Source organism: Pseudomonas sp. S1_G07 (assembly GCF_054668565.1).
On the sequence record NZ_CP162778.1, the window covers coordinates 3120869 to 3143729 of the forward strand.

Sequence of the window (22861 nt, forward strand, 5' to 3'; positions counted from 1 at the left end):
CGCTGCGGCAGCGCCTTGATCGGTCAGGGTTAAGCGCGCAGGCGCTCGGCCGCGCTGCGCAACAGTTGCTCGGTGGCGTCCCAGCCCAGGCAACCGTCGGTCACCGACACACCGTATTGCATCGATGCGCTCAACGGCTGGCAACCTTCGAACAAATGGCTTTCAAGCATCATGCCGATCAGAGAGGTGTCGCCGCGCAGGCGTTGTTCCAGCACGTCGTTGAACACCGCCGGTTGACGCAAGGGGTCCTTGCCGCTGTTGGCGTGGCTGCAGTCGACCATCAGTCGTGGCGCTACCTTGGACTTGGCCAGGTCGTGCTTTACCTGCGCCACGCTGTGTGCGTCGTAGTTAGGCCCACGGTGACCGCCGCGCAGCACCAGGTGGGTGTCGGGGTTGCCAGGGGTCTGGATGATCGCCGGGTGGCCCTGGCTGTCGACACCGAAGTGGCGGTGCGGGTGGGACGCCGAGCGCATCGCGTCGCAGGCAATCGCCACGCCGCCGTCGGTGCCGTTCTTGAAGCCCACGGGCATGCCCAGGCCGCTGGCCATTTCACGGTGGATCTGCGATTCGGTGGTGCGTGCGCCAATCGCGACCCAACTGAGCAGGTCATCGAAGTAGCCGGCGGCCATGGGTTGCAGCAGCTCGGTGGCGACCGGCAGGCCCAGACGCAACATTTCGCGCATCAGCTGGCGGGACAGGCTCAGGCCGGCAGCCATGTCATCGCTGCCATCCAGATGAGGGTCGTAGGCCAGGCCTTTCCAGCCGATGGTGGTCCGCGGCTTTTCGACGTAGGCGCGGATCACCAGCAGCATCTGGTCGCTGACTTCCAGGGCCAGTCTCTTCAGGTTGCGTGCGTACTCCATGGCCGATTCCGGGTCGTGGATCGAGCATGGGCCGACGATCACCAGCAAGCGTGAATCCTGGCCATTGAGGATGGCGCGCGCGGCTTGGCGATGGGCATGAATCTGTTCGTTGAGGAACGGGCTGAGGGGCAACTGGTGCTTGAGTTCAAGGGCGCTGGGCAGGCGCTGAGTCAGGGCTTCATTGGCGCTGGACAGGGCAGAGACGGGCAGAGCGGCGACGGAGGAGTTCATATTCAAGGCTTCCTGGGCAGGCGGCGGGCGATTCCCGCGCGGCTGGCCTACTGGGGTGTTCGACAATTGGCCGTATCGGCTACGTGTGTTGGTTTGCCACCCATCGGTGACCGGTCGGAGGCGGCAGGCTGTCCCGAACGGAGCTGGCTAAATCGCCATGCGGTGGACGTGTCGTAGCGGTAATAGGTGGCGTAGTTCATGTCGTGATTCCTTCTTAAGTGTTCGAGATCAAGCAAAAAATAACCGCTGAAAAAACAAAACCCCCGATCGGGGAGCCGACCGGGGGTTAGATTTCTCTGGTAGGCGACCCCTTGAACAGTGGGCGCCGATTTCAGGTATCAGGCGCGCCAGTGGCTAAACCAATACCCAAAATAAAAGCTGGCAGGTGCGCTCGAACCGTTCACACGGGCGGCCGATACCGAGCGTTGGGCGCTGGCAGCAGGGCAAACCTGAGTGTGGGTGAGTGGCAACATGATGTGTCTCCGAATGATGGGCGCAGCTTACTAGAGGCGTACGGGGAGATTCAATCAGTAATTTCTATCGGGTAGGGGGACTTACGGCTATGGGGGGGTGTCGATATGCTGCTCGCATTTGATGATGGCCTGGACGCGACGATGACTGCCTTGACCCTTGCTGCTGCTCAATCCATTTCTATTGCGGGCAATGTGCCGGCGAATATCCAACGGCACCTGGCGTTCATGCGCGCGGCTGCGCAGCAGGGTGTGCAACTGTTGGTATTCCCGGAGCTGTCACTGACCGGGTATGAACCCTCCCTGGCCAGTGAATTGGCCCTTTCGCCGGACGATTTGCGGCTGGCGCCACTGCGTGAGATGGCCCAGGCGTTGCGGTTGACGGCGGTGGTGGGCATGCCGATCCGATTGGCTCCGGACTCGGGGGTGTTCATTGGCGCGTTGGTGCTGGGGGCGGACGGGTCCCTGGCGGTCTACACCAAGCAGCATCTGCATCCAGGCGAAGAACTGGCCTTTATCGCGGGGCAGGGTGGCGCGGCGTTGGAATGGGCAGATGAACGGATTGCGCTGGCGGTGTGTGCAGACTTTTCCCATGCCAGCCACCCGCGTGCTGCGGCGCAGGCAGGCGCCACGGTGTACGCCGCCGGCGTGTTGATCAGTGAGGGCGGTTACCCGGCGGACAGTGCGTTGCTCCAGGGCTACGCCGCTGAACATGGGCTGCTGGTACTGATGGCCAATCATGGTGGCCCTTCGGGTGGCTGGGCCTGTGCCGGTCGCAGCGCGATCTGGGCCGCCGATGGTCGTTTGCTTGCTGCGGTGCCAGGCACGGGCGATGCGCTGGTCATTGCCCGCCAGGCGGGTGGGCGTTGGGCAGGCTGCGTGGTGGCTGTGTAAATGGCATTTCATCTGCGCGCTGCAACGGAGCAGGACCTGCCTTTTGCGCGAACCCTGACCCGCGAGGCAATGAGCTACTACTACCGCCAATATGATCTGCTGTGGTCCGGCGATGGCTTTGATACCGCCTGGGCCGGTCGGGAAAACTGGTTGATTTGCCAGGACGAGGCGGTGTTGGGCTTTGTCAGCCTGAGCCGTGACAACAGGGCACTTTATATTCGCGAGTTGCATATGCTCGAGGCGTGTCGCGGGCTTGGCGCGGGGAGCTGGGTATTGCAGCAGATGGCGCTCAAGGCGCAGAGCCTGGGCCTGCTGAGGTTGACCGTGTTCAAGACGAATCCAGCCAGAAGGCTCTATCAGCGCATGGGGCTCATCATTGTTGGGGAAGAGGATTGCTTCTGGCGCATGGAGCTTGTCTGTCGTTCGAGCTAAAGCATGCGTGCAAGCCTAATAGGCGCATACTGGCCTCAGGAGCCGACTTCCTGATCGCTGTTCAGGCTATCTGCCTCGGACAGGATGATCCCTTCTTTCATGCCCAGAAGGACCGCTACCTTATGGGCCTCCCCACGCCGTCCCTTTTTGCGCCCAGCGAGCACTTGATAGGTGGTTGCCGGATCAACGCCATGTTCGCGGGCGAACGCTTGAACGGACTTTCCCTGATGTTCCAGCCAGGCCTTTGCTTGTGCGGCAGTACGGATTCCGGGCATAGTTCAAAACCGTTCAAATTCGTTCAATAAAGAGATGAGTGTGTCACCTCTAGGGGTGTGCCAACCAGGATCATACATCCAAATGAGTGGAATAGGTTCGCGTTTGAGGCAGGAAAGGGAGCGACTTGGTCTGTCGCAAAAAGTCTTTGGTGAAATAGGAGGGGTTGAAGCTAACGCACAAGGTAAGTACGAAAGTGGAGAGCGTGCGCCCAAAGCGGATTACTTGTCTCGTGTTGCCGAAAGAGGTGTTGATGTGCTGTACGTGTTAACTGGCACGGCCACGCCGATGCAGCTTGAAACCTTGAGCCAGGTCGAAGAGAAGGTGCTCGGGAATTACCGCTCAATGTTCAAGGAAGATCAGGATGCGATCCGTCGCTTGACCTCTACCCTGGCCGAGCACTCCGTTTCGATGAATGGGAAATCCAAGGCGCAGTTCCAGGATTCCTGATCGTTTGCCCAGCAAATTCAGCCCTCCGCCTCTTGGTGGGGGGCTGCCGCGTATTCAAACTCTATATATATGACGCTTGCAGCTAGGTCTGCGCCTTGGTTTTTTGCTAAGGTGTTCAGCAACCTATAAGACCATATCGCGAGGTGTCTGCTTGATTAGGGTGCTAGTAGTCGATGACCATGATCTCGTTCGTACAGGCATTACACGAATGCTGGCTGACATCGATGGCCTGCAAGTGGTCGGCCAGGCCGAGTCGGGGGAGGAGTCCCTGATCAAGGCCCGGGAGTTGAAACCCGATGTGGTGTTGATGGACGTCAAGATGCCTGGGATCGGCGGTCTTGGTGCCACTACCAAGTTGTTGCGCAGCCATCCGGACATCAAGGTCGTGGTGGTGACCGTGTGCGAGGAAGATCCGTTTCCTACCCGCCTTTTGCAGGCTGGCGCCGCCGGTTACCTGACCAAGGGCGCGGGCCTGGCGGAAATGGTGCAAGCCATTCGCCTGGTATTTGCCGGCCAGCGTTACATCAGCCCACAGATTGCCCAGCAGTTGGCCATTAAATCCTTCCAGCCCACCAGTGACTCGCCGTTTGATGCGCTGTCGGAGCGGGAAATCCAGATCGCCTTGATGATCGTCGGATGCCAAAAGGTACAGACGATCTCCGACAAGTTGTGTCTGTCACCCAAGACCGTCAACACCTACCGTTATCGCATTTTCGAGAAGCTCGCCATCAGCAGTGATGTTGAATTGACCCTGCTCGCGGTGCGCCACGGCATGGTGGACGCCAGCGCCTGACATGACCACACCGTTTGATCCGAGTGCTTTTCTCTCAACCTGCAGTGGCCGCCCCGGCGTGTACCGCATGTTCGACAGCGAGGCACGCCTGCTGTACGTCGGCAAGGCCAAGAACCTGAAAAGCCGCCTGGCGAGCTACTTTCGCAAGACCGGTCTCGCGCCGAAAACCGCTGCCCTGGTGGGGCGCATTGCGCAGGTCGAAACCACCATCACCGCCAACGAAACCGAAGCGCTGCTGCTTGAGCAAACGCTGATCAAGGAATGGCGGCCGCCCTACAACATCTTGTTGCGTGACGATAAATCCTACCCCTACGTGTATTTATCCGACGGCGATTTCCCGCGCCTGAGCATTCATCGTGGGGCGAAGAAGCAGAAGGGCAAGTATTTCGGGCCCTATCCGAGCGCGGGTGCGATACGTGAAAGCCTGAGCCTGCTGCAAAAAACCTTTTTTGTGCGCCAGTGCGAAGACAGCTTCTACAAGAACCGCACCCGGCCGTGCCTGCAATATCAGATCAAACGGTGCAAAGCGCCTTGCGTGGGCTTGGTGGATCCGGCGGAGTACGCCGAGGATGTGCGCCATTCGGTGATGTTCCTCGAGGGGCGCAGCAATGCGCTCACTGATGAGTTGTCCGTCGCCATGGAGAAGGCTGCCGCGACCCTGGACTTTGAGCGGGCCGCCGGGTTGCGCGACCAGATCTCGCTGCTGCGCCGGGTCCAGGACCAACAGAGTATGGAAGGCGGCAGCGGCGACGTCGACGTGATCGCCGCCTTCGTCAACCCGGGCGGTGCCTGTGTGCACCTGATCAGCGTGCGGGGCGGGCGGGTCCTGGGCAGCAAGAATTTCTTCCCGCAGACTGGTATCGACGAAGAAGTCGCCGAAGTGATGGCCGCCTTCCTTGGCCAGTACTACGTCAGCAGCCCCGAGCGTGACCTGCCGTCGGAGTTGATCGTGAATGTGGTGCATGAAGACTTCCCCACGCTGATCGAGGCCATCCATGAATTGCGCGGCCGCGAGTTGGACATCAGCCACCGCGTACGCGGCACCCGCGCACGCTGGCAGCAACTGGCGGTGACCAACGCCGAGCAGGCCCTGAGTGCGCGCCTGGCCAACCGGCAACATGTCGCCGCACGGTTCGACGCCCTGGCCGAAGTCCTCAACCTGGACGAACCGCCTCAACGCCTGGAGTGCTACGACATCAGCCACTCCAGCGGCGAGGCTACGGTGGCCTCCTGCGTGGTGTTCGGGCCGGAAGGGCCGATCAAGTCCGACTACCGGCGCTACAATATCGAAGGCGTGACTGCCGGCGATGACTATGCCGCCATGCACCAGGCCCTCACTCGGCGCTTCAGTAAATTGAAGGACGGCGAGGGCAAGCTGCCCGATATTCTCCTGGTGGACGGCGGCAAAGGCCAGCTGTCCATGGCCCGTGACGTGCTCAACGAACTGGCGGTGCCTGACCTGATCCTGCTCGGCGTGGCCAAGGGCGCCACGCGCAAAGCCGGCTTCGAGACGTTGTACTTGAATGATGCCGCCCATGAGTTCACCTTGAAGGGCGACTCACCCGCACTGCATTTGATTCAGCAGATCCGCGACGAAGCCCACCGCTTCGCCATTACCGGCCACCGCGCCCGGCGTGGCAAAACCCGGCGAACCTCAACCCTGGAAGGGGTGGCGGGTGTAGGCCCGACGCGGCGTCGTGACTTGCTCAAACATTTTGGTGGCTTGCAGGAGCTGTCCCGTGCCAGCATTGACGAGATAGCCAAAGCACCCGGTATCAGTAAAAAGCTCGCTGAGTTGATTTATGCGAATCTGCATAGCGAATAGAATGCCTTTCCACCTCGTAGCCAGTTGTGCCGATGAATATCCCTAATCTGATCACCGTTCTACGCGTTCTGCTTATCCCGATTTTCATTTTGTTGTTTTATTTGCCGTACGAATGGAGCTATATGGCCTCCAGTTCAGTATTCGCTTTCGCGGCCGCCACCGACTGGCTCGATGGCTACCTGGCCCGCCGCCTGGAGCAGAGCACGCCTTTCGGCGCGTTCCTCGACCCCGTGGCCGACAAACTCATGGTGGCCGTCGCGCTGGTGCTGCTGGTGCAGGAACACGGCAACCTGTGGCTGACCCTGCCGGCTGCGGTGATCATCGGCCGCGAGATCGTTGTCTCGGCCCTGCGCGAATGGATGGCCGAAATCGGCGCCCGCGCCCACGTTGCCGTATCCAACATGGGCAAATGGAAAACCGCCGCGCAAATGCTTGCGCTGGTGATCCTGCTGGCCAACCCCTCGGACTTCACCTTCTGGGTCTTGTTGGGCTACGCCTTGCTGCTCATCGCCGCCGGCCTGACCCTGTGGTCCATGCTCCAATACCTGCGCGCCGCCTGGCCGCACCTGCGCACCACCGTTGAAAAGAAATAAAACTTTTTTGAATCAAGGGCTTGACGGGTGCCGAGGATTCTATAGAATGCGCATCACCAAGCGGGAATAGCTCAGTTGGTAGAGCACGACCTTGCCAAGGTCGGGGTCGCGAGTTCGAGTCTCGTTTCCCGCTCCAAGATTCAGAAAAAAGCCACTCATATGAGTGGCTTTTTTTTTGTCTAAAATTAATGTGCAGGAGGCGTTGGCCTTTAGCGTTTGTGGTCAATCGTTGGGCAGATGCAGCTGCACCTCCATGGCGTCATGGAGGAGTCGGACGATCTCAATCACGTTGCCGTCTCCTACACGATAGAACACGATATGTCGCGGACTTTTGACCACTCCATGAATTTGTTTGGCCTGCTGGCGTGAATAGATGAGGTGATAGCTGCGAAGGCCCGGTGCAAGCTCATCGCGGTCGTGGCTGCCAACGCGATAAGGCGTGTCGGCAACCGCTTGCAGCGCGGCGAGGATCAGTGCCTGGTAGCGCTGGCGTGCATGATCGCCGAACTGCGTCAGGGAGAGCCTGAGGATGTCGACAATGTCGGCGCGCGCCGCGTTGGAAATCCGATACTGCGGCATGTTCAGTGTTTCTCCCTCGCCGGGATGGTTGCCTCCTGGCTCAATCCCTCAAGGAAATGCTCCAGATCCCCTTCGTTCAACTGAGTGAAGCGCCCGTGCTCAAGGTCCATGATGCCTATCGAGGTAGCCTGACGCAGGGCTTCAATTTTAGCGATGTCTTCGGCGATGCGCTGTTCCAATAGACGCAAACCTTCTCGCATCACTTCGCTGGCATTCTGATAACGGCCGGACTGCACCAGGTCATGGATAACCTGTTCCTGGTGAGGGGTGAGCACAACGTTTCGCGTCGCCATAATTAACTCCAGCTCTGGGCAAGCAGGTTCTTTCGATCATTGGCATATTATGCCATTTTCGCTCAGGAGAATAGCTTGGGGCCGACATCCGGCGATCAGGTGATGGCTGACTCGGCGCCAATCAGCAAGGGTCAAAGTGATCCATCCATTAATAAAGCAACCTGTCTAGTCCTGAAATAGGTTTACACCTGTTTCACCCTAACGCCCGATGCACAGCATCGGGCGTTTTGTACTTCAAAGACAGGTGCGGACGCTCGCGGTTGTAGATCGATATCGACTCACTCACCATCTTCTTCGCTTGCATTAAATCCTGAGGTCGCTGGAGCAAAAGCTCTGTCTTCAATATCCCGTTGACCCGCTCTGCCAAGGCGTTTTGGTAGCAGTCATAGCCGTCCGTCATCGAACACCGGATGCCGTGTTTCGCGTGCAGTTCCTGGTACATTCCCGAGCAATACTGGCTGCCTCTATCTGAGTGATGGATCAGCGGCTGCTCCGTTCGACGGTGTTTCACCGCCCGGCGCAGTGCATGCGCGACCGACTCGGCGTGCAGGCTTTCATGGACGTGATAGCCCACGATCTTTCGCGAAAAAGCATCCGTCACAAGGCTCAGATAGGCCACACCTTCCTGCGTTGGCAGTTGAGTAAGAGGCAGGGCGTAGTCGGACTATTTCCCTGCCTCTCCTCACCGAACCGGACGTGCACCTTTCAATGCATCCGGCTCTCCGTTTAAATGCCGGCGAACGCCATGGCCACTTCAGTGAAGCGCGAGGTCCATGTGTTCCTGGGTTCCGACCTCAGGTAAGGATTACCTTCGGGCAGACGCCATCGGAACAGCTTCTTGCCTTGCCCAACTAACCGATATAGTGTTTCACCACTGAGCTTGCCATTATTAGTCTTGCCAAATAAAACCCAGGTCTTACTTTGGCAGGGCTTAGGAGCTTTGCACCATTGACGCATCAGGGGTTTGATACGGGATCGGTATTTGTGAGCCAGCCAATGGGCCGGTTTCCAGAACACGACACGATCGATGTAACTGAACACTTTGGCCTTGAAATCAACGAATTGATAAAACGCGGCCCAGCCTTTCAGCTTTCGGTTGATCGATTCAACCATATCGATTTTGCTTTCACTGTAGTTACCTGATAACAGAGCCGTCAGGGATGCTGCGAAGCTTCTGGCTTTGTCTCGTGGTATCGTCGTTACCACGCGCATATCGCCGTAGCGGCTACACTTGCGGATAATCCGATGGCCCAGAAAGACAAACCCGTCGTTCACATGAGTGATCTTGGTCTTCTCCATGTTCAGCCTTAGTTTCAGGCTGTCTTCGAGCACACTCCGGCATTCTTCTCTGATGGCTTGCGCTTGTGCTTTAGTGCCTTTGACGATGATCACAAAGTCATCGGCGTATCGGCAGTAAGCAACGGCTGGCTTCCATTGCCAGTTCTCTCTGATCGCCGTGCTTCGACCAACCTGGATGCTATGGTTCCAGTACCACCGATCTTTTCGGGCCTTCTGGTTCAGGTAATGTTCATGCAGGTACTGATCGAATTCATTGAGCATGATATTCGACAGTAGCGGCGATATAACACCACCCTGCGGCACTCCTTCACTGGCAGCCCGGAAGAGTCCGACATCGATATGCCCAGCCTTGATTGTTTTCCACAGCAGCTCCATGAAACGAGTGTCTCTGATTCTACGGCGTACGGCTTTCATCAGCAGGCGATGATGCACGGTATCGAAGTAGCTGGATAAGTCACCCTCAATGACCCAGCGGCCCCTCGTTTCTGCATTGTCTGTGAGTTGGAGCTTCACAGTACGAATTGCATGGTGGACACTGCGTTCAGGCCGAAAACCATACGAGAGCGTGTGAAACTCGCTCTCCCAAATGGGCTCCATAGCCATCAGCATAGCCCGTTGAACAATACGATCTCGCAGAGTGGGGATGCCGAGAGGTCTTCGCTTGCCATTGGCCTTGGGGATGTAAATCCGTCTGGCCGGCAGAGGCTGGTAGTTACCTGAGAGAAGATCTTCCCTGAGCTTTTGCAATACATCCGCCAGTCTGGCTTGCAGCATTGGCTTATCCACTCCATCAACGCCAGGCGTACGGGCACCTTTTGATGACAGGGTGATTCGCGCAGCCTCTGCCAGCCAGTCCGGCTGTGCTATCAGGCGCAGCAACCGGTCAACCCGCTGGGGCGGATCTGTTGCTGCCCATGTGGCAAGCTTGCGTTGCATTTCGCTGATTATCAAAGGTCTTCACCTTGTTAGGTCAGTTAATTCGCTTGGCAAACACATTTAAACTGCTTCCCTTCGCCATGTAATGGGCTTTCCCCATCTCGAACTACTACGGAAGCTCCGCCAGTCAATGCGGCATCGGGGCCATGCCCCCTTGGCATCCGTCATTGACCTTCCCCGGTTTACCTATCTGGACTCAAGCATATTGAGGAGGCTGCCCATCGCACTCTTTACCCTTGCTTGCCGCAAGTTGACAGAAGGCAGCAGTCCGATCTGTGATGGATTCCGCTGTCCCAGAGTTCCGCTTACCTATCAGAGCTCCTTCGGTCGGCAGCGCCTATTTGTCACTGCCTGTTCCTTCTGTACGGCTTATCAGATCACGTAAGCCGTGGTGACATTTCAACCCTCAGAGGCGGATTAATGGATTCATGTTCTTCAGCCTTTCAACACTCAACCTTGAGGATCATCTTGGCTTAGTGATCTCGCCTCAATCCCCGTTGTCAGCGGGTTACATCACCCTGCAGGCATGCCACAGGTCACTGCCGCTCAGGTTCACCACCGTCACAGTCGGTGGGGTTGTTTGGTTCCTCATCATGAGTTTTCAGTTCAACATTCCAGATAGACTCGTGGTTCAATTGAGCGTCCATGCTCGCTCTGAACTCCGGGCACACAATAGGTGATGTCCGCGACCCAGACTTGTTCTGGGCCGCTTGGAACAACCTGATCGGGACCGGGCTTGAGCAGATTCGGATGGCGCCGGAAGCGATGATGGCTGTCGGTCGTCTTGTGGTAAGCCCGCTTGCGAGCTACCAATAGACGTCTTTCCCGCAGAATCGAAAACAGCCGATCTCGACCCACTTGCAGCTCAAGTTGAGGCTGGCAATGCAGCAAGTAATGCAGTTTTCGGGTGCCCAGCCGCGGCTGCCGCTGACGTTTTTGCTGAACAAAATCGGCAACTTTCTGATCCAGAACGAAACGAGCAACATCGGCGCGATTGCCTTTGTAGTAAGCCTGTCGGCTTATTCCCATGAACTGGCAAGCCCTGCTGATGCTCAGGTTTTGGATTCGTTTTTGCGCGAGGACTTGCCGGGACGCTTTTTTACGACAGACAGACCGTAGTCATTCTTCAAGACATCCACGACCGCCTCGAAAAACTGCGCTTTCTGATTGGATAGCGCCAACTGCTCTTCAAGCTCTTTGATACGTTGCTCTGGCGTTAATGGTCGGTTTTTGTCGGGCATAGACCCCATCCTCGGCGAGCCAATGTATGTGCCTGGGCTCCAATCCTGCCGGCCGTGCTTACGTAACCACGTCAGAACGGTCGTTTTGCCTTGAATCCCGTAGCGCTCCTGAGCCTCTTTATAACTCAGCTCGCCTTTTTCGACCTGGTCGACGACCGACAATTTAAAGGTCAGCGTGTAGTCTCGCTGACTACGCCTTTTTGCTGATTCCATTACATCCTCCTGAAAAACCGATCAGAAGGTGTAAACCTTATTCAGGACGGGACAAGGCACAGAAAAAAAGCGTGCCCCTTTAGCTGAAGGCACTCAGCACTTGCTTAGAGCGTGCTCTAACAAATATTGATTCCGTAAGACTGCTCCGAACAAACAGCGGCCCATCCGCACTACGGTTCCAGTTGCAAAAGTTCCTGCGCATTCCCCTGGCTGACTCGCTGCGCTCGCTCACTGCCTAATCCCATCCTTTCAAACCACAGCAAACTGTCTACCTGCCATTGTTCGATATCAGGTTGAGAGGTCTGCCCCAGGTCGGAACTATAGAGCGCCCTGGGCACGTGGCGTAGGACCCGAGTGAAGTCTTCCCATGGCTGGTAACCGAGCAGGTAGGTCAGGGCGGTTTGTTCGGTGTAGACCATGGGGGCTTGAGCCAATTCCAGTAGGGTACTGGCGTCCAATCCAGTCAAGGGGTTGGCCGGTTGGTTAAGCATCATTCTGGGCACATCCAACCGCACCGCCGCGTCTACCAACAGACGCACTTCCTGAGCGTCGGCATGGCCGGTGGAGATGACAATCGGGTAGTCCTGGGCCATCCGCAGCACATCCAGTGTTTGCGCGTTCAATTTCCCCTCATGACTCACGGTCAGCGGCCGGATGGGGTATTTATCCAGGATCCAATGACCACTGTTGCGCTTGAGATGGGACTGGTGGGTGCGGCCCGTGACGGTGGGAAGGTGCACGATCAGCCGGGCTTCGCTGTCCCCGTGATGGCACAGTGAACGCTGTACTACCCTGAAATCGATACCGCCGGCGATTTCATTGAGGACCACCGAGCCAGAGACGGGAAGCCCTTCCTGTCGAGCCTCCCAGGCTTGTGAAGCGCTGCAGCCCAGGTGGTTTTTCAACACCACCCAGCCGTTCAGCGAGCTGTAGCGCCGACCGGCCTCCATCACGCCATGGCGCCGCAGGTAGGCGTCGGGACCGGTGTGATAATGCACATCGATAAAGTCAGCTTCGAGTAAACGGCGCAGGTGGCTCATGCGGCCACCTCCAGGTTGATGCCCAAGTGGTCGCGCACGGTGCGCATGACCAATGCCGGCGCATCGAACAATGGGCGCATGCCGCCATCAGGAATGGGTAACCGGTAATGGCGGGCCTGCTCGTTGACATGCACATTGATACCGCGCACCAGCTGTGACTGTTCGCCGTAGACCGTCAATAACGCACCGGGAAAGCTATGGCTGGCTTGCCGCAGGTCGAGGCGATTGAGCAGCCGGAAACCTAGGTGCAGGCGCCTGGCCTGGAGTGCGGCACTGGCCAGATCGATGTTGATTGGCTCGCTGGGGCGTATCCGGGTCGCCGGTTGTACGAGTTGATCGAGTAGTTGTAGCGCTTGTTCGAGATCGCCGAGCAAGGCCAGATCAGCCATTTTTCCCAGTCGACCGTCAAGAATTCCATCCGCCAGGGCAGGCGAGGACAGCAACAGTACGTTACTGACGTGGCGCGCAAGGCTGGTGCCGAGTAGCGCCTGGACAACCGCGCCACCCAGGGCCGAGCCCACCAGCAGATCGATCTGGCCCAGAGCCGACAACACTTGATGCCAGCGTTGTGAAAAATCCTCAAGCGATTCGTTTTCGTCGGCCAGTAGCGATAGCGTGTCGAATACGACCACCCGGTAACCCGCTCTTACCAGTGGGGCGATCATGGGTTGGAAGAACAGCCCTTCATCCCAAACGGGCATGACCGGCGACATGACCACCGCCAGTTGACTGCCGTCGCCCCAATGGCTGCTTACTGCATTGGACGTTTGCATAATCCTTCTCCCGGATGAATCAGGCGATTTTGTCGAGAGCCAACAGTTGTTGGCTGTTGCGCAAGATTCGCGTGGTTTCGTTCAACAGGTCGTGGACGATCTGGCGTGCCGGCTTGATGTCGCTTACCAGATCCAGAACTTCACCCGCCCAAATCGCCCGATTGTCGAGATCGTCAGCAAGGACCGCCCTGGCGTAGTCCTGGCGGATCGAATCCGGCGCTTCCCGGAGTGCCCCGTCGCGGCCTAGCCAAGCTTGCGAAAAGCGGTTGGCGATGGCTCGGCCGCTGTAATGTTCAGGCCATTCAATGCCGCGCACCAGATCGAAAATCCGTGTGCGCACCGTGTCCGATGTGCTGGACTCGATCAGGCGTTTCTTAAATGCGGCCGAGGGCAGGGCCTCCTCGGACGCAAGAAAGCGTGTGCCCAGCATGACCCCGTCGGCACCCAGCATCAGCGCTGCTGCCACGCCCCGCCCATCTGCGATGCCTCCGGCGGCAATTAATGGAATCTTGTCGCCGACTTGATCCTGCACGGCGGGCAACAGTGGCATCAGGCCGCGACGTAAGCTGTGCCCGCCAGCCTCGGCACCCTGGACGATCAAGGCATCGGCCCCGGCGTCCAGGGCCGCACTGGCCTGGTCCAGCTCATGGATCTGTACGATAGCTTTCGCGCCGGCCCGATGGATGATCGGCACGAATGCCGCAGGATCGCCAAACGACAATGCGACGGCGTTTGGCCCGTATTCCAGTGCCAGGTCCAGCAGCGCCATGTTCCGGGCCACGGTAAACATCACCAGACCAACACCCCATGGCTGCTTCAGTTCCCGCATGGGCGCCAGCTCGGTGCGCATCCACTGCTCGTCGCCATAGCTGGCGCCGACCAGCCCCAACCCACCGGCCCTGGATACCGCAGTGGCCAGTTTCGCCCCTGAGGCACCTCCCATGGGGGCGAGGATGATGGGGTGGGAGATATTGAAGCTTTGTGTAAAGCGCGTGTTGAAGTCAGCCATATCGATACTCCTGTTCTCGTGCGGGCAGGCCGGTTCGGCTTTTGGATTCACTCAGCGATAAGTGCCGCAGTCAGCGCCTGGGGGATGAAATCGCTCACCTGGTAAAGGTGGAACTCCCAGGTTCCGGTGTCCTTGAGGCCTGAATAACGGGACATGAATGACTCGTCCTGGAACAACGAGTCAAAGGCGTCCTTGCTGGTCCATTGCGCCTGGTTGATGACGGTCTTCCCATCAAGGCTTTTATACAGTCGACTCCATTGGAAGGCCGGATAGGTTTGCGCGACGTACTGGACGGTGTCGCGCAGGACGGCGAGAGCGGCATCCTGCTGGCCTGGATTCACATGGACTACGTTCACCAGAAAAATGGCCTGGTCTTCGTCCGGTTGTGGCGCCTGGAATTGTTCGATCTGAGTCATGAGTCATTCTCCTGGGGATTGGGGTGGGTCATTGCGTCAGCCGGGCGGATATCGCCGGACTACCGTTTTCCCAAAGCAGTGGATGGATAGGTTCGGCGAACTGGACGGCGTCGACGCGGCCGATGATCACATCATGGGTGCCGTAGCTGAGGCGCTTGTCCAAGGTGCAGATAAGGCTCGATTGCGCATCCGTCAGGCAGGGCAGGCCTTGGATGTCTTCCCATTGCCCGTGGGCGAAACGTGCGGGGCCTTTGACCTGGCCGGCGAACACCGGCACCAGGGCGCTATGGGCCGCGCTCAGCAGGTTGACGCTAAAGCGTCCAGCCAGCATGAGCGGGCTGTGGAGGCTGGCCGAGCGGTTGACGCAAATCAGTAGCGCGGGGGGCGTGGTGCTCACTGAGATCACTGCCGTCGCGACCATACCTACCGGGTCATTGCCGTCGCGGCTGGCAATGATTGCCACGCTGGACGTCAGCCTGCGCATGGCGTTCTTGAACTGATCCGCCAATTCGTCAGCGTCGACATCGGTGGCGATGGGCAAGACCGTGACGTTGCCCGAAGCATTGCGGGCCTGGGAGAGTTTGCTCATGCCACGGCCTCCATGATCCTGCCAGGTTTGTGCGGCGCGCGTTGGCCTGCTTGCTCCATCAAGGGCAACACTTCCTTGACGAAGCGCTGGAGTCCGCTCTGGTAGTCCAGCCACGTCAGGTTGATGCCGTCCACGCCCAGGTCGGACCAGCGCTGCATCTGGTCGACGATCATCCGGAGGTACCCACCAACGGCACGCCTGCAAACCCCGCCTTGAAATGAAAGCGGAAACGCTCGGCATCGGCGGCGTCCTTGAACATGCCGCTTTGCACACCGATCTCGCGGGTCACATTATCCAGCGCGGCGTCGTCGCCATGCTGGGTGACGTAGTAGTCGAGCTGCTGGTGCGCCTGGTCCAGGGTGTCTTCGTGAACGACGTAGGCGTACACCCAAATTTGCAGTTCCTTGCCATGCTCCAGGCGCGCCAGATCGCGGTAAGCCTTGATCTGCGCGCGTATGGTGTCGTCGTCATCCTCGTGCTTGAGGATTAGGAACGCCGCATCGCAATGCTTGGCACAGAATTGGCGGCCCCTTGGAGAACCACTGGCGTTCATCAGGAACGGCCGGTTGATCGGCTTGGGTTCGGCGTAGCCTTGCTTCACATTGAAGAACTCGCCCTCATAGTCGAAGTACCCGTTGGCCTCCCACGCTTTTCTAGCGATCTCTATCCACTCATCGGCATGGTCGTAGCGCTTATCGTGGTCACGCTGGTGACCATTGAACATGCCCATTTCCTGGCCGAACCAACCGCAGATCATGTTCAACCCGAAACGGCCACCGCTGATGTGATCGATGGTCGCCGCCTGCTTGGCGGCAAACAAAGGGTGGACCGTGGACAGGTGGGATGTGGTGAACAACGCGATCTGCTCGGTGACCGATGCCAGACCGGCGGCCCAGGTATAGGTTTCGTAGGAAACGCCCATCGGGTTGCTGGCGCCTTCCCAGCCGCGCCAACGGCCGACGGGCAGCAAAAGCTCCAGGCCGGCGCGATCGGCCAGGGTGGCGATTGCCAAGTTGCTTTGCCAATCGGCCGCCCGGTGGCGCTCCGGGGCGCTCGTCAGCGTGCAGCCGCCTTCAATGTTGAAACCGAACACGCCGAGTTTGATTTTGTTTTGGCTGTCGCGCACCGGGTTAGGCTTGCGAGTGGACACGTTTGCAGTGGTCATGTCGTCAATACTCTTTCAAATGAACGGAATAAGTCGCAACTCAGACGTTGGCCTGCTTTTCCCTGGATGACAGCCAGGGCTGGTCGTAACGGTGCAGGGCGCGGGCCTGTTCCAGGGTGTAGCCATCGCTCACGCTCTGGATGATCTCCTTCTCGGTTTGTTCGACGGCCTGGGCGCGTTGGATGACTTGTTCGGCCTTGTCGGTAGGTATTGCCAGGCAGCCGCTGCTGTCGCAGATCACCAGGTCACCCGGATTGACCGTCACCCCGGATATCTGCACGGGCACCTGGGTCGCCTTGAGCTGCACTCGGTTTTTTGCCGACTGCATGAAGCGGGCGCGACTGAACAGTGGATAGTTCAGGCGCTGGACCGTATCGATATCCCGCGCAGCACCATCTATCAGCGTGCCGCGAATGCCCTTGCTTATCGCGACGTGGGTCAGGATGTCGCCCCAGGTTGTGCAGTCGGTGCGCCCAGGGTTGCTGGAAACGATGACCGCGTCAGACGGCACCTCATCGATGTAGTTGGCGGCGGTCCTGAAGCCGCTTCGTTCTTGCACGGGCTCGTACAACACCGTGTAGGCGAAACCCACGCAGCGGGTCCCCGGTACCTGCTGGTTGAGGCCCGCTAAGCCGCCGGCAAGCCCCAGGCTGTCCAGTGCATCCGACAGGCTGGCGGTGTCGAGAGCCTCGCAAGCTTTGAGCAGCGCATCGTTGTTCTGTACGGAGGGAGAGATGATCGCGTTCATGCGTGGGCTCCTTTTTCAGGGCGTGCTTGTCCTGGTTTCCGGTCTGCTGGGCGGCCGCCCCATCAAGCCGCTCCGCCCATTCGAGGGTTTGCTTGACAATGGCTGCCGCCACTTCGAAGGTATTGGCCGTTCCGCCCAGGTCGTAGGTGCGGCAATCACTGCGTGCCACCTGGGAGACGGCGTTGCGAGTTGCCTCGGCGGCGTGCACATGTCCGAGGTGCTCGAGCATCAGCGCGACCGACAGAAACATTGCGCTCGGGTTGGCCCGATGCTGGCCGGCATAGGCGGGCGCGCTGCCATGTACGGGTTCGAAGTAGGCACCCTGGGCCCCGATGTTTGCGCTGGGCGCCAGGCCCAGTCCACCCATGACCCCGGCCCCGAGGTCGGAAAGAATGTCGCCGAACATGTTTTCCGCCACGATCACCCCGAAGCGCTCGGGCCGTCGGACCATCCACAACGCAACGGCGTCGACGTTATCGATGTTGCATTGGATGTCGGGAAAATCAGCGGCAACCGACTCCAGGATCTCTCGGGCGAACGCGCCGCTGTACCTCAGGACGTTGGGTTTATCCGCCAGCGTGACGCGGTCATAGCCCTGCTGGCGCGCGTGCTCGAAGGCAAAGCGGAACAGGCGCAAAAGTCCTGCGCGAGTTTGCAGGCGCACCGTCATCGTGGCGTCGGTGCAGCTCTCTCGCGTCCATGGCGCTCCATTGCGTTCGCGCTCAGCCAGGATCGGCTCGAAGGCTTGCGGAATGCTGGCAAAATCCAGGCCTGCATAGAGGCCCTCGGTGTTCTCTCGAATCACCGAAAATCGATAACGGTTGGTGCCCAGCACATCGGTAACAGGCCGCACATTGGCAAACAGCCCAAGTTTTTGGCGAAGCTGGATAACCGGTGAAACATAGACTCGTCCGGTTCCTCTGAGTGTCGATGAAAGTTCTGCCTCTGCCTCGCGAAGAGGCTTACTGGTAATCGCTCCTAACAGCGTTGCATTACTTTGATTGATGAGGTCCCAGGTTTTGTCTGGAATACAATTTCCCTCGTTCTGCCAGCAACTCCAGCCGATATCTCCAAACCTGAGGTCGATGGGCAATTCAAGAGCGTCGAATAAAGGCAGTACCGCTTCAGTGACTTCGACGCCAATGCCATCACCTGCCAATACACATACTTGTTGGCGCTGGCTCATTAGCGGATACCCCCACTTGCAAGCGAGGGTGACGGAGTTGTCGACAACGGCTTGATGGTCTTTTCCGGTTTCCGGTTGCCTTGTTCATGCAATATCTGCAAGGCATGGAAAGTTGAAGCGGGGCTGTGTGCCTTTATCACTTCGTCCAAGCGTTGCTGAACGTCGAACGGCATGTTGTAAGTGCCCATCATGACATCCGTCAGCGACAGCGGAAGGCTGCTGGCTGGCACAGTTTCAGCAGTGCGCTGGGATAAATGCAGGGCACTCACCAGGTCGTAGTCGTTGCGTATGCCCGCGCGGTGCAGGTAGGCGACAAACACGCCCAGGTGCAGGTTGCCAGCCCCTTTGCCCATGCCGCAAATGGACGCATCGATGTATTCGGCCCCGGCATCCATGGCGGCGATGGAATTGGAAAGCGCCAGGGAAAGGTTGTTGTGGGCATGAAAGCCCAGGGGAATCAGCACCCGACTGGAGATCCGCGTGATCAACCGGTCGACATCGGCAGGGATCATGTTGCCGTTGGAGTCCGCGAACACCAGCAAATCTGCCCCGGCGTTTTCCGCGCGCAGGCTCATGTCGGAGATTTCCCCTGGCCCCAGGGTCGTGACGTGGGTGATATTGGCGCTCACCTGGAAGCCATAAGCCTTGGCCAGTCGCACGGTCGCCAACCCGTCTTCCAGGCGGTCGCGGCGTAGACAAACCCTGATCATGGACACGCCATGTTCCTGAAGCAGCTGGAAATCACTGGCATCGACATTGTGCGGATGCACCATGACACACAAGTCGATCCGACCCGCTGCAGCGGTATCGACCGCACTCAGGTACCGGGCATCGACAGCGCTGGTCAGTCCATGCTCGTCTTTACGTACGAACGAACCGTTGCGGTACCCGATTTCGCAATAAGGAATGCCGGCTTCGATCATTTGGGAAATTGCAGACTGGGCGTAATCAACGGTGAAGTTGAAATCATTACGGTATCCACCGTCTCGCAGCGTGACATCGATAATCTTTATCTGGCTCATGAATACAGTCCCTTTTTCATGTTTCGAAGGCACGCAAGTGTGCCGTTTCTACTTCGAATAAACAGAGGCAACCAGGAGTTACAATGTCTTGCGCAGCCGAATACGCATAACGATATGCCAGCAGAGGCAGCGTTATTTATCGTACGGGCAGGGGGATTTATTATTATAGGAGTTAAGCAGGTACGGCTTTGTTTGAGATTATGGTTTCAAGCGAAGTTTGTTTGCCTGACCTGATTCGATACTGGACAATTTCCTACAGGTTGTAAACAGGTTGTTTTTAACAGTGGCTGTTAAAAAATTCCCAGTCGGGCCGAATCCGTGATTAACGATGTTGCTGGGCAAAACAATGAATGACGAAGTCCATCATTGCGCGTATTCCAGGAGCAGTTCGCATGTCACGATGGACCACCAGCCAGAGTTCAGCATGTAAGGGTTGCTCTTCGATCGGGACCCTTTGCAAATTGCCTGGGGCATCGGCCATGAAGACCGGTAGCAACGCGATACCAGCCCCCGCCCTGGCCGCTTCGGCCTGTACGTCGAAGGATTTGACTCTTAACACCACGGGCCGTTGGCCTGCGGCATTTTCCAGCCAGATCCGCTGAGGGGAGGGCTCCTGCTCATCGTCATGGGCAATGAATTCATCGTCTGCGGCGACGCGGCCCTGAAGGTAGGATTGTGCGGCGAAGAAGCCAAAGTCCAGGGTGCCGATCTTGCGCACGACCAGATCCGTCTCGGTCGGGCGTCCAACGCTGATGGCGATATCCGCTTCGCGCCTGGCCATGGAAGCCATGCGCGGGTTGGACAGGATCCGCACGTTGACGCCGGGGCATTGTTCCCTTAACCGACCCAGATGGGGCGCAATGAAGTGTGTCGTCAGGTGGGGAGGCGCGCTGAGGGTGATGTCTGCGACCTTGTCAGTGCGGATCGCGCAGACGGCGCGACTCAGAGCGCAAGCGGTTTCCTGCATGCGGTTACCCAGTTGGGCGATTCGTTCCCCATTTTCGGTCAACTCGTACCGGTGACTTCGTCGGTCCACCAGGCGCACTTTCAGTGCGGTTTCAAGGGCTGCTATCCGCCGTGAGACGGTAGCGTGCTCGACGTTCAAGGATCGCGCTGCGGCGGCCAGGGAGCGTATCCGCGCGAAGGCGATGAAGTACCGAAGGTTCTCCCAGTCGAACTGGGTGCTGTCTACAGGGAAGTCGACGGCCTGCGTGGCTGTGAATGAGGTGCTGCTAACATCCATATCGTGACTCCATTCGAGTGGTTCTGACCGATAGAAACTCCGCTGAGTTCGAGAAAGACCGTGGCTTGCCACGGTCTCCGATGAATGACTTTAGTGCAAAACCGCTTGGGTTTCCGTCGCAAGACCTGGCTGTCGCGCCCCGTATACAAGTACCTTGGTCGCGATCGTCGCGGCTGCCAGCGCGCAGAAAACCAAGCCGCTTACGATGGTACCTTCCATCCCCATGCGGGCCAGGAACCAGCCTCCGGCAGTCGCGCCGAGCGTCACGCCCAGATTGATGAACGAGATGTAAAGGCCAGTAACAAACTCAGGTGCCTCCGGGGCTTCGGAGGTCAGCCAGACCTGGGTCACGATCAGGCCACTGGTGTGGGTGGCGCCCCAGAGTACGACGATCAGAATCATCGGCAAGATGTCTGGACTGGCAAAGAAATGCAGGATCAGGTACGACGCCCCCAGCATGATCGGATGCATTAGCGTGGTACCCACTTTATTTTTGGACAACAAACGGCCTGCCAGCAGATTACCGGCCACACCGCCCACGCCGAACAGAATCAACATGGCACTGATCACTTCACCGCTCATTCCGGCTTCCCGAGACAGATATTCGGCGCTGTAGGAATACACCGAAAACATCGCGCCGAAGATCAGTGTCGAGGCCAGGATATTGAGCCACAACGTCGGTTTGCGCAGGATAGCCAACTGTTCTCCGTAAGGCGTCCTCTGCCCGGCAAAGGTATCGGGTAACCGCGCGATGATGCCCAGCCCGGCGATCACGTTGACTGCGGTGCAGAACAGGAAGGCCGCTTCGTAGGAAAAACGTGCAGCGATCCAGGTGGTGATAGGTACGCCGAGCACCATGCCCATGCTGGTGCCGACAAACGCCTTGGCCGTCGCCTGAGTCGCCTGTTCCTTGGGATATAGAGAGACCACCGCGACAAACGCCAGCGAGAAATACACCGGATGAAAGAACGCCGGAATGATCCTCAGGATCGCGAGCGTTCCATAATTGGGCGCATAGGCCGACAAGGCGCTTGCACCGGCGAAAATAAACAGCGATAGGGTCAGGATCCGCTTGCGGTTGTAACGCGAAAACCACAACACCATGAAGGGACCGAACACCGCGATGATCAGGGCGAACACCCACCAGATAACCCGCCTCGGAGGCGCTGACGCTGTAGCGTTCGATGATCACCGGCAAGATACCGACCACGCCGAATTCGATGGTGTAGACACCGAACAAACCCAGGGCAATGAAGAACAACGGGTTGAACATTTTCATGGCTGGTCCTCCAGCGTCACGATGACTTTGCCGAACTGCTCGCCAGCTTCCAGGTAGCGGTGGGCCTCGACGATTTCATCGAAGGCAAAGGTCTTGGCGACCACAGGGGACAGGCTGCCATCGACCAGGCCGCTGGAGACGAACGCCTTGCCTTGGGCGAACAGGGCGGGGTCGTTGATGATTTCGTGTAGCAGGTAGCCCCGCAGCGTGAGGCTTTTACCCAATACGGTGAACAGCGGAAAAGGCGAGGGTTCGCTGCTCAGGGCACCGTATTCGATGATGATGCCGCCGCGACGGGTAGCGTCCGCCAACTGCTCGATAGCCGGCCCGCCGACAGGATCGAAGACAACCCGCACGCCATTGCCAGCGGTAATGTGCTCGACGCGCGCTGCCAGGTCTTCCTGGTCGCTGACGATCACATGGACTGCGCCTGCCGCCAGCAGTTTGCGCACCTTTTGTTCACCACGGGTCACTGCGATGGGGATCGCCCCTACGCGGTTGGCGATCTGGATGGCGGCAAGGCCTACGCTGCTCGAAGCCGCAGTGACGAGTACGTAGTCACCCGCGACCAGCCCGGCCACGGGCAGCAACGCGCCCCAGGCTGTGAGGTATTGCATCCAGATACCAGCGGCTTGTTCCATGCTGAGGTTGTCCGGGTGACGGACCAGCATCGCTGCCGGCACTACCGCCTGCTCGGCGTAGGTTCCCCATTGGGCGATGCTCGAAGGTGGGACCAGGCTGACCGGATCACCTATTTCGAAGCCGTGTACGGCGTCGCCCACGGCTTCGACAAAACCGGCTGCTTCATAACCCAGTCGGCTGGGAAACGCCGCCTGTTCAAGGTACTGGCCGCGCCTGAACATCGATTCAGCGCGGTTGAGACCGATGGCTTTCACGCGGATGCGGACCTCATCGGGGCCTGGCTGGGCGACCGGCAAGTCCTCTATCCGTAGAACGTCTGGGTCACCATACTCATAAAATCGAACGACACGTGTCATGGCATTTC

General features: G+C 58.4%; 20 protein-coding genes, 1 tRNA gene and 5 pseudogenes. 7 read left to right on the top strand and 19 right to left on the bottom strand.

What is annotated here, in order from left to right; all coding sequences use genetic code 11:
- Nucleotides 1–29: 29 nt before the first annotated feature.
- Nucleotides 30–1094, bottom strand: a complete 1065-nt coding sequence (locus AB4O05_RS14450) for a 3-deoxy-7-phosphoheptulonate synthase (RefSeq protein ID WP_460136922.1) — start codon at nt 1092–1094, stop codon at nt 30–32.
- Between the two features lie 614 nt (nt 1095–1708).
- On the opposite strand from AB4O05_RS14450, the gene AB4O05_RS14455 reads away from it, so the two are divergent.
- Entirely contained in the window at nt 1709–2458 is a 750-nt protein-coding gene (locus tag AB4O05_RS14455) for a carbon-nitrogen hydrolase family protein (RefSeq protein ID WP_460137585.1), read from the top strand.
- Nucleotides 2459–2890, top strand: coding sequence for a GNAT family N-acetyltransferase (locus AB4O05_RS14460; RefSeq protein WP_460136921.1), 432 nt, complete (start codon nt 2459–2461; stop codon nt 2888–2890). It abuts the gene before it with no gap.
- 35 nt (nt 2891–2925) lie between these two features.
- On the opposite strand, the gene AB4O05_RS14465 is transcribed toward AB4O05_RS14460, so the two are convergent.
- Complete coding sequence (locus AB4O05_RS14465) at nt 2926–3165, bottom strand: DNA-binding protein (protein ID WP_460136920.1); 240 nt, start codon at nt 3163–3165, stop codon at nt 2926–2928.
- 82 nt (nt 3166–3247) lie between these two features.
- Here AB4O05_RS14465 and AB4O05_RS14470 point away from each other — a divergent pair, with 82 nt between their 5' ends.
- From AB4O05_RS14470 to AB4O05_RS14490, 5 genes are all read left to right on the top strand, one after another.
- Entirely contained in the window at nt 3248–3613 is a 366-nt protein-coding gene (locus AB4O05_RS14470) for a helix-turn-helix domain-containing protein (protein ID WP_460136919.1), read from the top strand.
- A 151-nt stretch (nt 3614–3764) separates the two neighbouring features.
- On the top strand, nt 3765–4406 hold the full coding sequence (gene gacA, locus AB4O05_RS14475) for a response regulator transcription factor GacA (protein ID WP_003190387.1): 642 nt from the start codon (nt 3765–3767) through the stop codon (nt 4404–4406).
- Nucleotide 4407: 1 nt separating this feature from the next.
- Nucleotides 4408–6231, top strand: a complete 1824-nt coding sequence (gene uvrC, locus AB4O05_RS14480; RefSeq protein WP_460136918.1) for an excinuclease ABC subunit UvrC — start codon at nt 4408–4410, stop codon at nt 6229–6231.
- Between the two features lie 32 nt (nt 6232–6263).
- Complete coding sequence (gene pgsA, locus AB4O05_RS14485; RefSeq protein WP_012723427.1) at nt 6264–6824, top strand: CDP-diacylglycerol--glycerol-3-phosphate 3-phosphatidyltransferase; 561 nt, start codon at nt 6264–6266, stop codon at nt 6822–6824.
- A 60-nt stretch (nt 6825–6884) separates the two neighbouring features.
- Nucleotides 6885–6960 (top strand) — tRNA-Gly (locus tag AB4O05_RS14490).
- A gap of 86 nt (nt 6961–7046) precedes the next feature.
- Here the strand turns inward: AB4O05_RS14490 and AB4O05_RS14495 are convergent.
- From AB4O05_RS14495 to AB4O05_RS14575, 17 genes and pseudogenes are all read right to left on the bottom strand, one after another.
- Entirely contained in the window at nt 7047–7403 is a 357-nt protein-coding gene (locus AB4O05_RS14495; protein ID WP_460136917.1) for a type II toxin-antitoxin system RelE/ParE family toxin, read from the bottom strand.
- A gap of 2 nt (nt 7404–7405) precedes the next feature.
- Nucleotides 7406–7696, bottom strand: coding sequence for a type II toxin-antitoxin system ParD family antitoxin (locus AB4O05_RS14500; RefSeq protein ID WP_460136916.1), 291 nt, complete (start codon nt 7694–7696; stop codon nt 7406–7408).
- Nucleotides 7697–7861: 165 nt separating this feature from the next.
- A pseudogene (locus AB4O05_RS14505) lies at nt 7862–8342 on the bottom strand (IS3 family transposase); the annotation flags it as partial.
- 80 nt (nt 8343–8422) lie between these two features.
- Entirely contained in the window at nt 8423–9946 is a 1524-nt protein-coding gene (ltrA, locus tag AB4O05_RS14510) for a group II intron reverse transcriptase/maturase (RefSeq protein WP_460136915.1), read from the bottom strand.
- A 657-nt stretch (nt 9947–10603) separates the two neighbouring features.
- A pseudogene (locus tag AB4O05_RS14515) lies at nt 10604–11385 on the bottom strand (transposase family protein); the annotation flags it as partial.
- Nucleotides 11386–11555: 170 nt separating this feature from the next.
- The gene (locus AB4O05_RS14520) at nt 11556–12425 is read right to left on the bottom strand and encodes a DUF6282 family protein (RefSeq protein ID WP_460136914.1); all 870 of its coding nucleotides are present in this window, start codon (nt 12423–12425) and stop codon (nt 11556–11558) included.
- On the bottom strand, nt 12422–13198 hold the full coding sequence (locus AB4O05_RS14525) for an alpha/beta fold hydrolase (protein ID WP_460136913.1): 777 nt from the start codon (nt 13196–13198) through the stop codon (nt 12422–12424). Before AB4O05_RS14525 ends, AB4O05_RS14520 begins: the two co-directional genes overlap by 4 nt.
- Before the next feature lie 19 nt (nt 13199–13217).
- Nucleotides 13218–14207 (bottom strand): NAD(P)H-dependent flavin oxidoreductase, encoded by a 990-nt coding sequence (locus AB4O05_RS14530; protein WP_460136912.1) that lies wholly within the window; start codon nt 14205–14207, stop codon nt 13218–13220.
- Between the two features lie 47 nt (nt 14208–14254).
- Nucleotides 14255–14623, bottom strand: coding sequence for an antibiotic biosynthesis monooxygenase family protein (locus tag AB4O05_RS14535; protein WP_335943970.1), 369 nt, complete (start codon nt 14621–14623; stop codon nt 14255–14257).
- A gap of 28 nt (nt 14624–14651) precedes the next feature.
- Nucleotides 14652–15212, bottom strand: a complete 561-nt coding sequence (locus AB4O05_RS14540) for a flavin reductase family protein (RefSeq protein WP_460136911.1) — start codon at nt 15210–15212, stop codon at nt 14652–14654.
- Nucleotides 15209–16377: pseudogene (locus AB4O05_RS14545) on the bottom strand (LLM class flavin-dependent oxidoreductase). Before AB4O05_RS14545 ends, AB4O05_RS14540 begins: the two are co-directional and overlap by 4 nt.
- Nucleotides 16378–16417: 40 nt before the next feature.
- Nucleotides 16418–17125, bottom strand: a complete 708-nt coding sequence (locus tag AB4O05_RS14550) for an RraA family protein (RefSeq protein ID WP_460136910.1) — start codon at nt 17123–17125, stop codon at nt 16418–16420.
- 22 nt (nt 17126–17147) lie between these two features.
- Nucleotides 17148–18311 (bottom strand): annotated as a pseudogene (locus AB4O05_RS14555) (isocitrate/isopropylmalate dehydrogenase family protein); the annotation flags it as partial.
- Nucleotides 18311–19333: an aldolase catalytic domain-containing protein gene (locus AB4O05_RS14560; RefSeq protein ID WP_460136908.1), complete on the bottom strand. Its 1023-nt coding sequence runs from the start codon at nt 19331–19333 to the stop codon at nt 18311–18313. The gene AB4O05_RS14560 and the pseudogene AB4O05_RS14555, both read right to left, overlap by 1 nt.
- 322 nt (nt 19334–19655) lie before the next feature.
- A complete protein-coding gene (locus tag AB4O05_RS14565; protein ID WP_460136907.1) occupies nt 19656–20576 on the bottom strand; it encodes a LysR family transcriptional regulator in 921 nt (306 codons plus the stop codon).
- A 90-nt stretch (nt 20577–20666) separates the two neighbouring features.
- Nucleotides 20667–21855: pseudogene (locus AB4O05_RS14570) on the bottom strand (MFS transporter).
- Entirely contained in the window at nt 21852–22853 is a 1002-nt protein-coding gene (locus AB4O05_RS14575; protein WP_460136906.1) for a zinc-dependent alcohol dehydrogenase family protein, read from the bottom strand. The pseudogene AB4O05_RS14570 and the gene AB4O05_RS14575 overlap by 4 nt, the downstream one beginning before the upstream one ends.
- Between the last annotated feature and the right edge of the window lie 8 nt (nt 22854–22861).

Bases quoted from the DNA above. Each gene is read 5' to 3' on its own strand.
- AB4O05_RS14450 (WP_460136922.1), bottom strand. From the start codon at position 1,094: ATGAACTCCTCCGTCGCCGCTCTGCCCGTCTCTGCCCTGTCCAGCGCC.
- AB4O05_RS14455 (WP_460137585.1), top strand. From the start codon at position 1,709: ATGACTGCCTTGACCCTTGCTGCTGCTCAATCCATTTCTATTGCGGGC.
- AB4O05_RS14460 (WP_460136921.1), top strand. From the start codon at position 2,459: ATGGCATTTCATCTGCGCGCTGCAACGGAGCAGGACCTGCCTTTTGCG.
- AB4O05_RS14465 (WP_460136920.1), bottom strand. From the start codon at position 3,165: ATGCCCGGAATCCGTACTGCCGCACAAGCAAAGGCCTGGCTGGAACAT.
- AB4O05_RS14470 (WP_460136919.1), top strand. From the start codon at position 3,248: ATGAGTGGAATAGGTTCGCGTTTGAGGCAGGAAAGGGAGCGACTTGGT.
- uvrC (WP_460136918.1), top strand. From the start codon at position 4,408: ATGACCACACCGTTTGATCCGAGTGCTTTTCTCTCAACCTGCAGTGGC.
- pgsA (WP_012723427.1), top strand. From the start codon at position 6,264: ATGAATATCCCTAATCTGATCACCGTTCTACGCGTTCTGCTTATCCCG.
- AB4O05_RS14495 (WP_460136917.1), bottom strand. From the start codon at position 7,403: ATGCCGCAGTATCGGATTTCCAACGCGGCGCGCGCCGACATTGTCGAC.
- AB4O05_RS14500 (WP_460136916.1), bottom strand. From the start codon at position 7,696: ATGGCGACGCGAAACGTTGTGCTCACCCCTCACCAGGAACAGGTTATC.
- AB4O05_RS14520 (WP_460136914.1), bottom strand. From the start codon at position 12,425: ATGAGCCACCTGCGCCGTTTACTCGAAGCTGACTTTATCGATGTGCAT.
- AB4O05_RS14525 (WP_460136913.1), bottom strand. From the start codon at position 13,198: ATGCAAACGTCCAATGCAGTAAGCAGCCATTGGGGCGACGGCAGTCAA.
- AB4O05_RS14530 (WP_460136912.1), bottom strand. From the start codon at position 14,207: ATGGCTGACTTCAACACGCGCTTTACACAAAGCTTCAATATCTCCCAC.
- AB4O05_RS14535 (WP_335943970.1), bottom strand. From the start codon at position 14,623: ATGACTCAGATCGAACAATTCCAGGCGCCACAACCGGACGAAGACCAG.
- AB4O05_RS14540 (WP_460136911.1), bottom strand. From the start codon at position 15,212: ATGAGCAAACTCTCCCAGGCCCGCAATGCTTCGGGCAACGTCACGGTC.
- AB4O05_RS14550 (WP_460136910.1), bottom strand. From the start codon at position 17,125: ATGAACGCGATCATCTCTCCCTCCGTACAGAACAACGATGCGCTGCTC.
- AB4O05_RS14560 (WP_460136908.1), bottom strand. From the start codon at position 19,333: ATGAGCCAGATAAAGATTATCGATGTCACGCTGCGAGACGGTGGATAC.
- AB4O05_RS14565 (WP_460136907.1), bottom strand. From the start codon at position 20,576: ATGGATGTTAGCAGCACCTCATTCACAGCCACGCAGGCCGTCGACTTC.
- AB4O05_RS14575 (WP_460136906.1), bottom strand. From the start codon at position 22,853: ATGACACGTGTCGTTCGATTTTATGAGTATGGTGACCCAGACGTTCTA.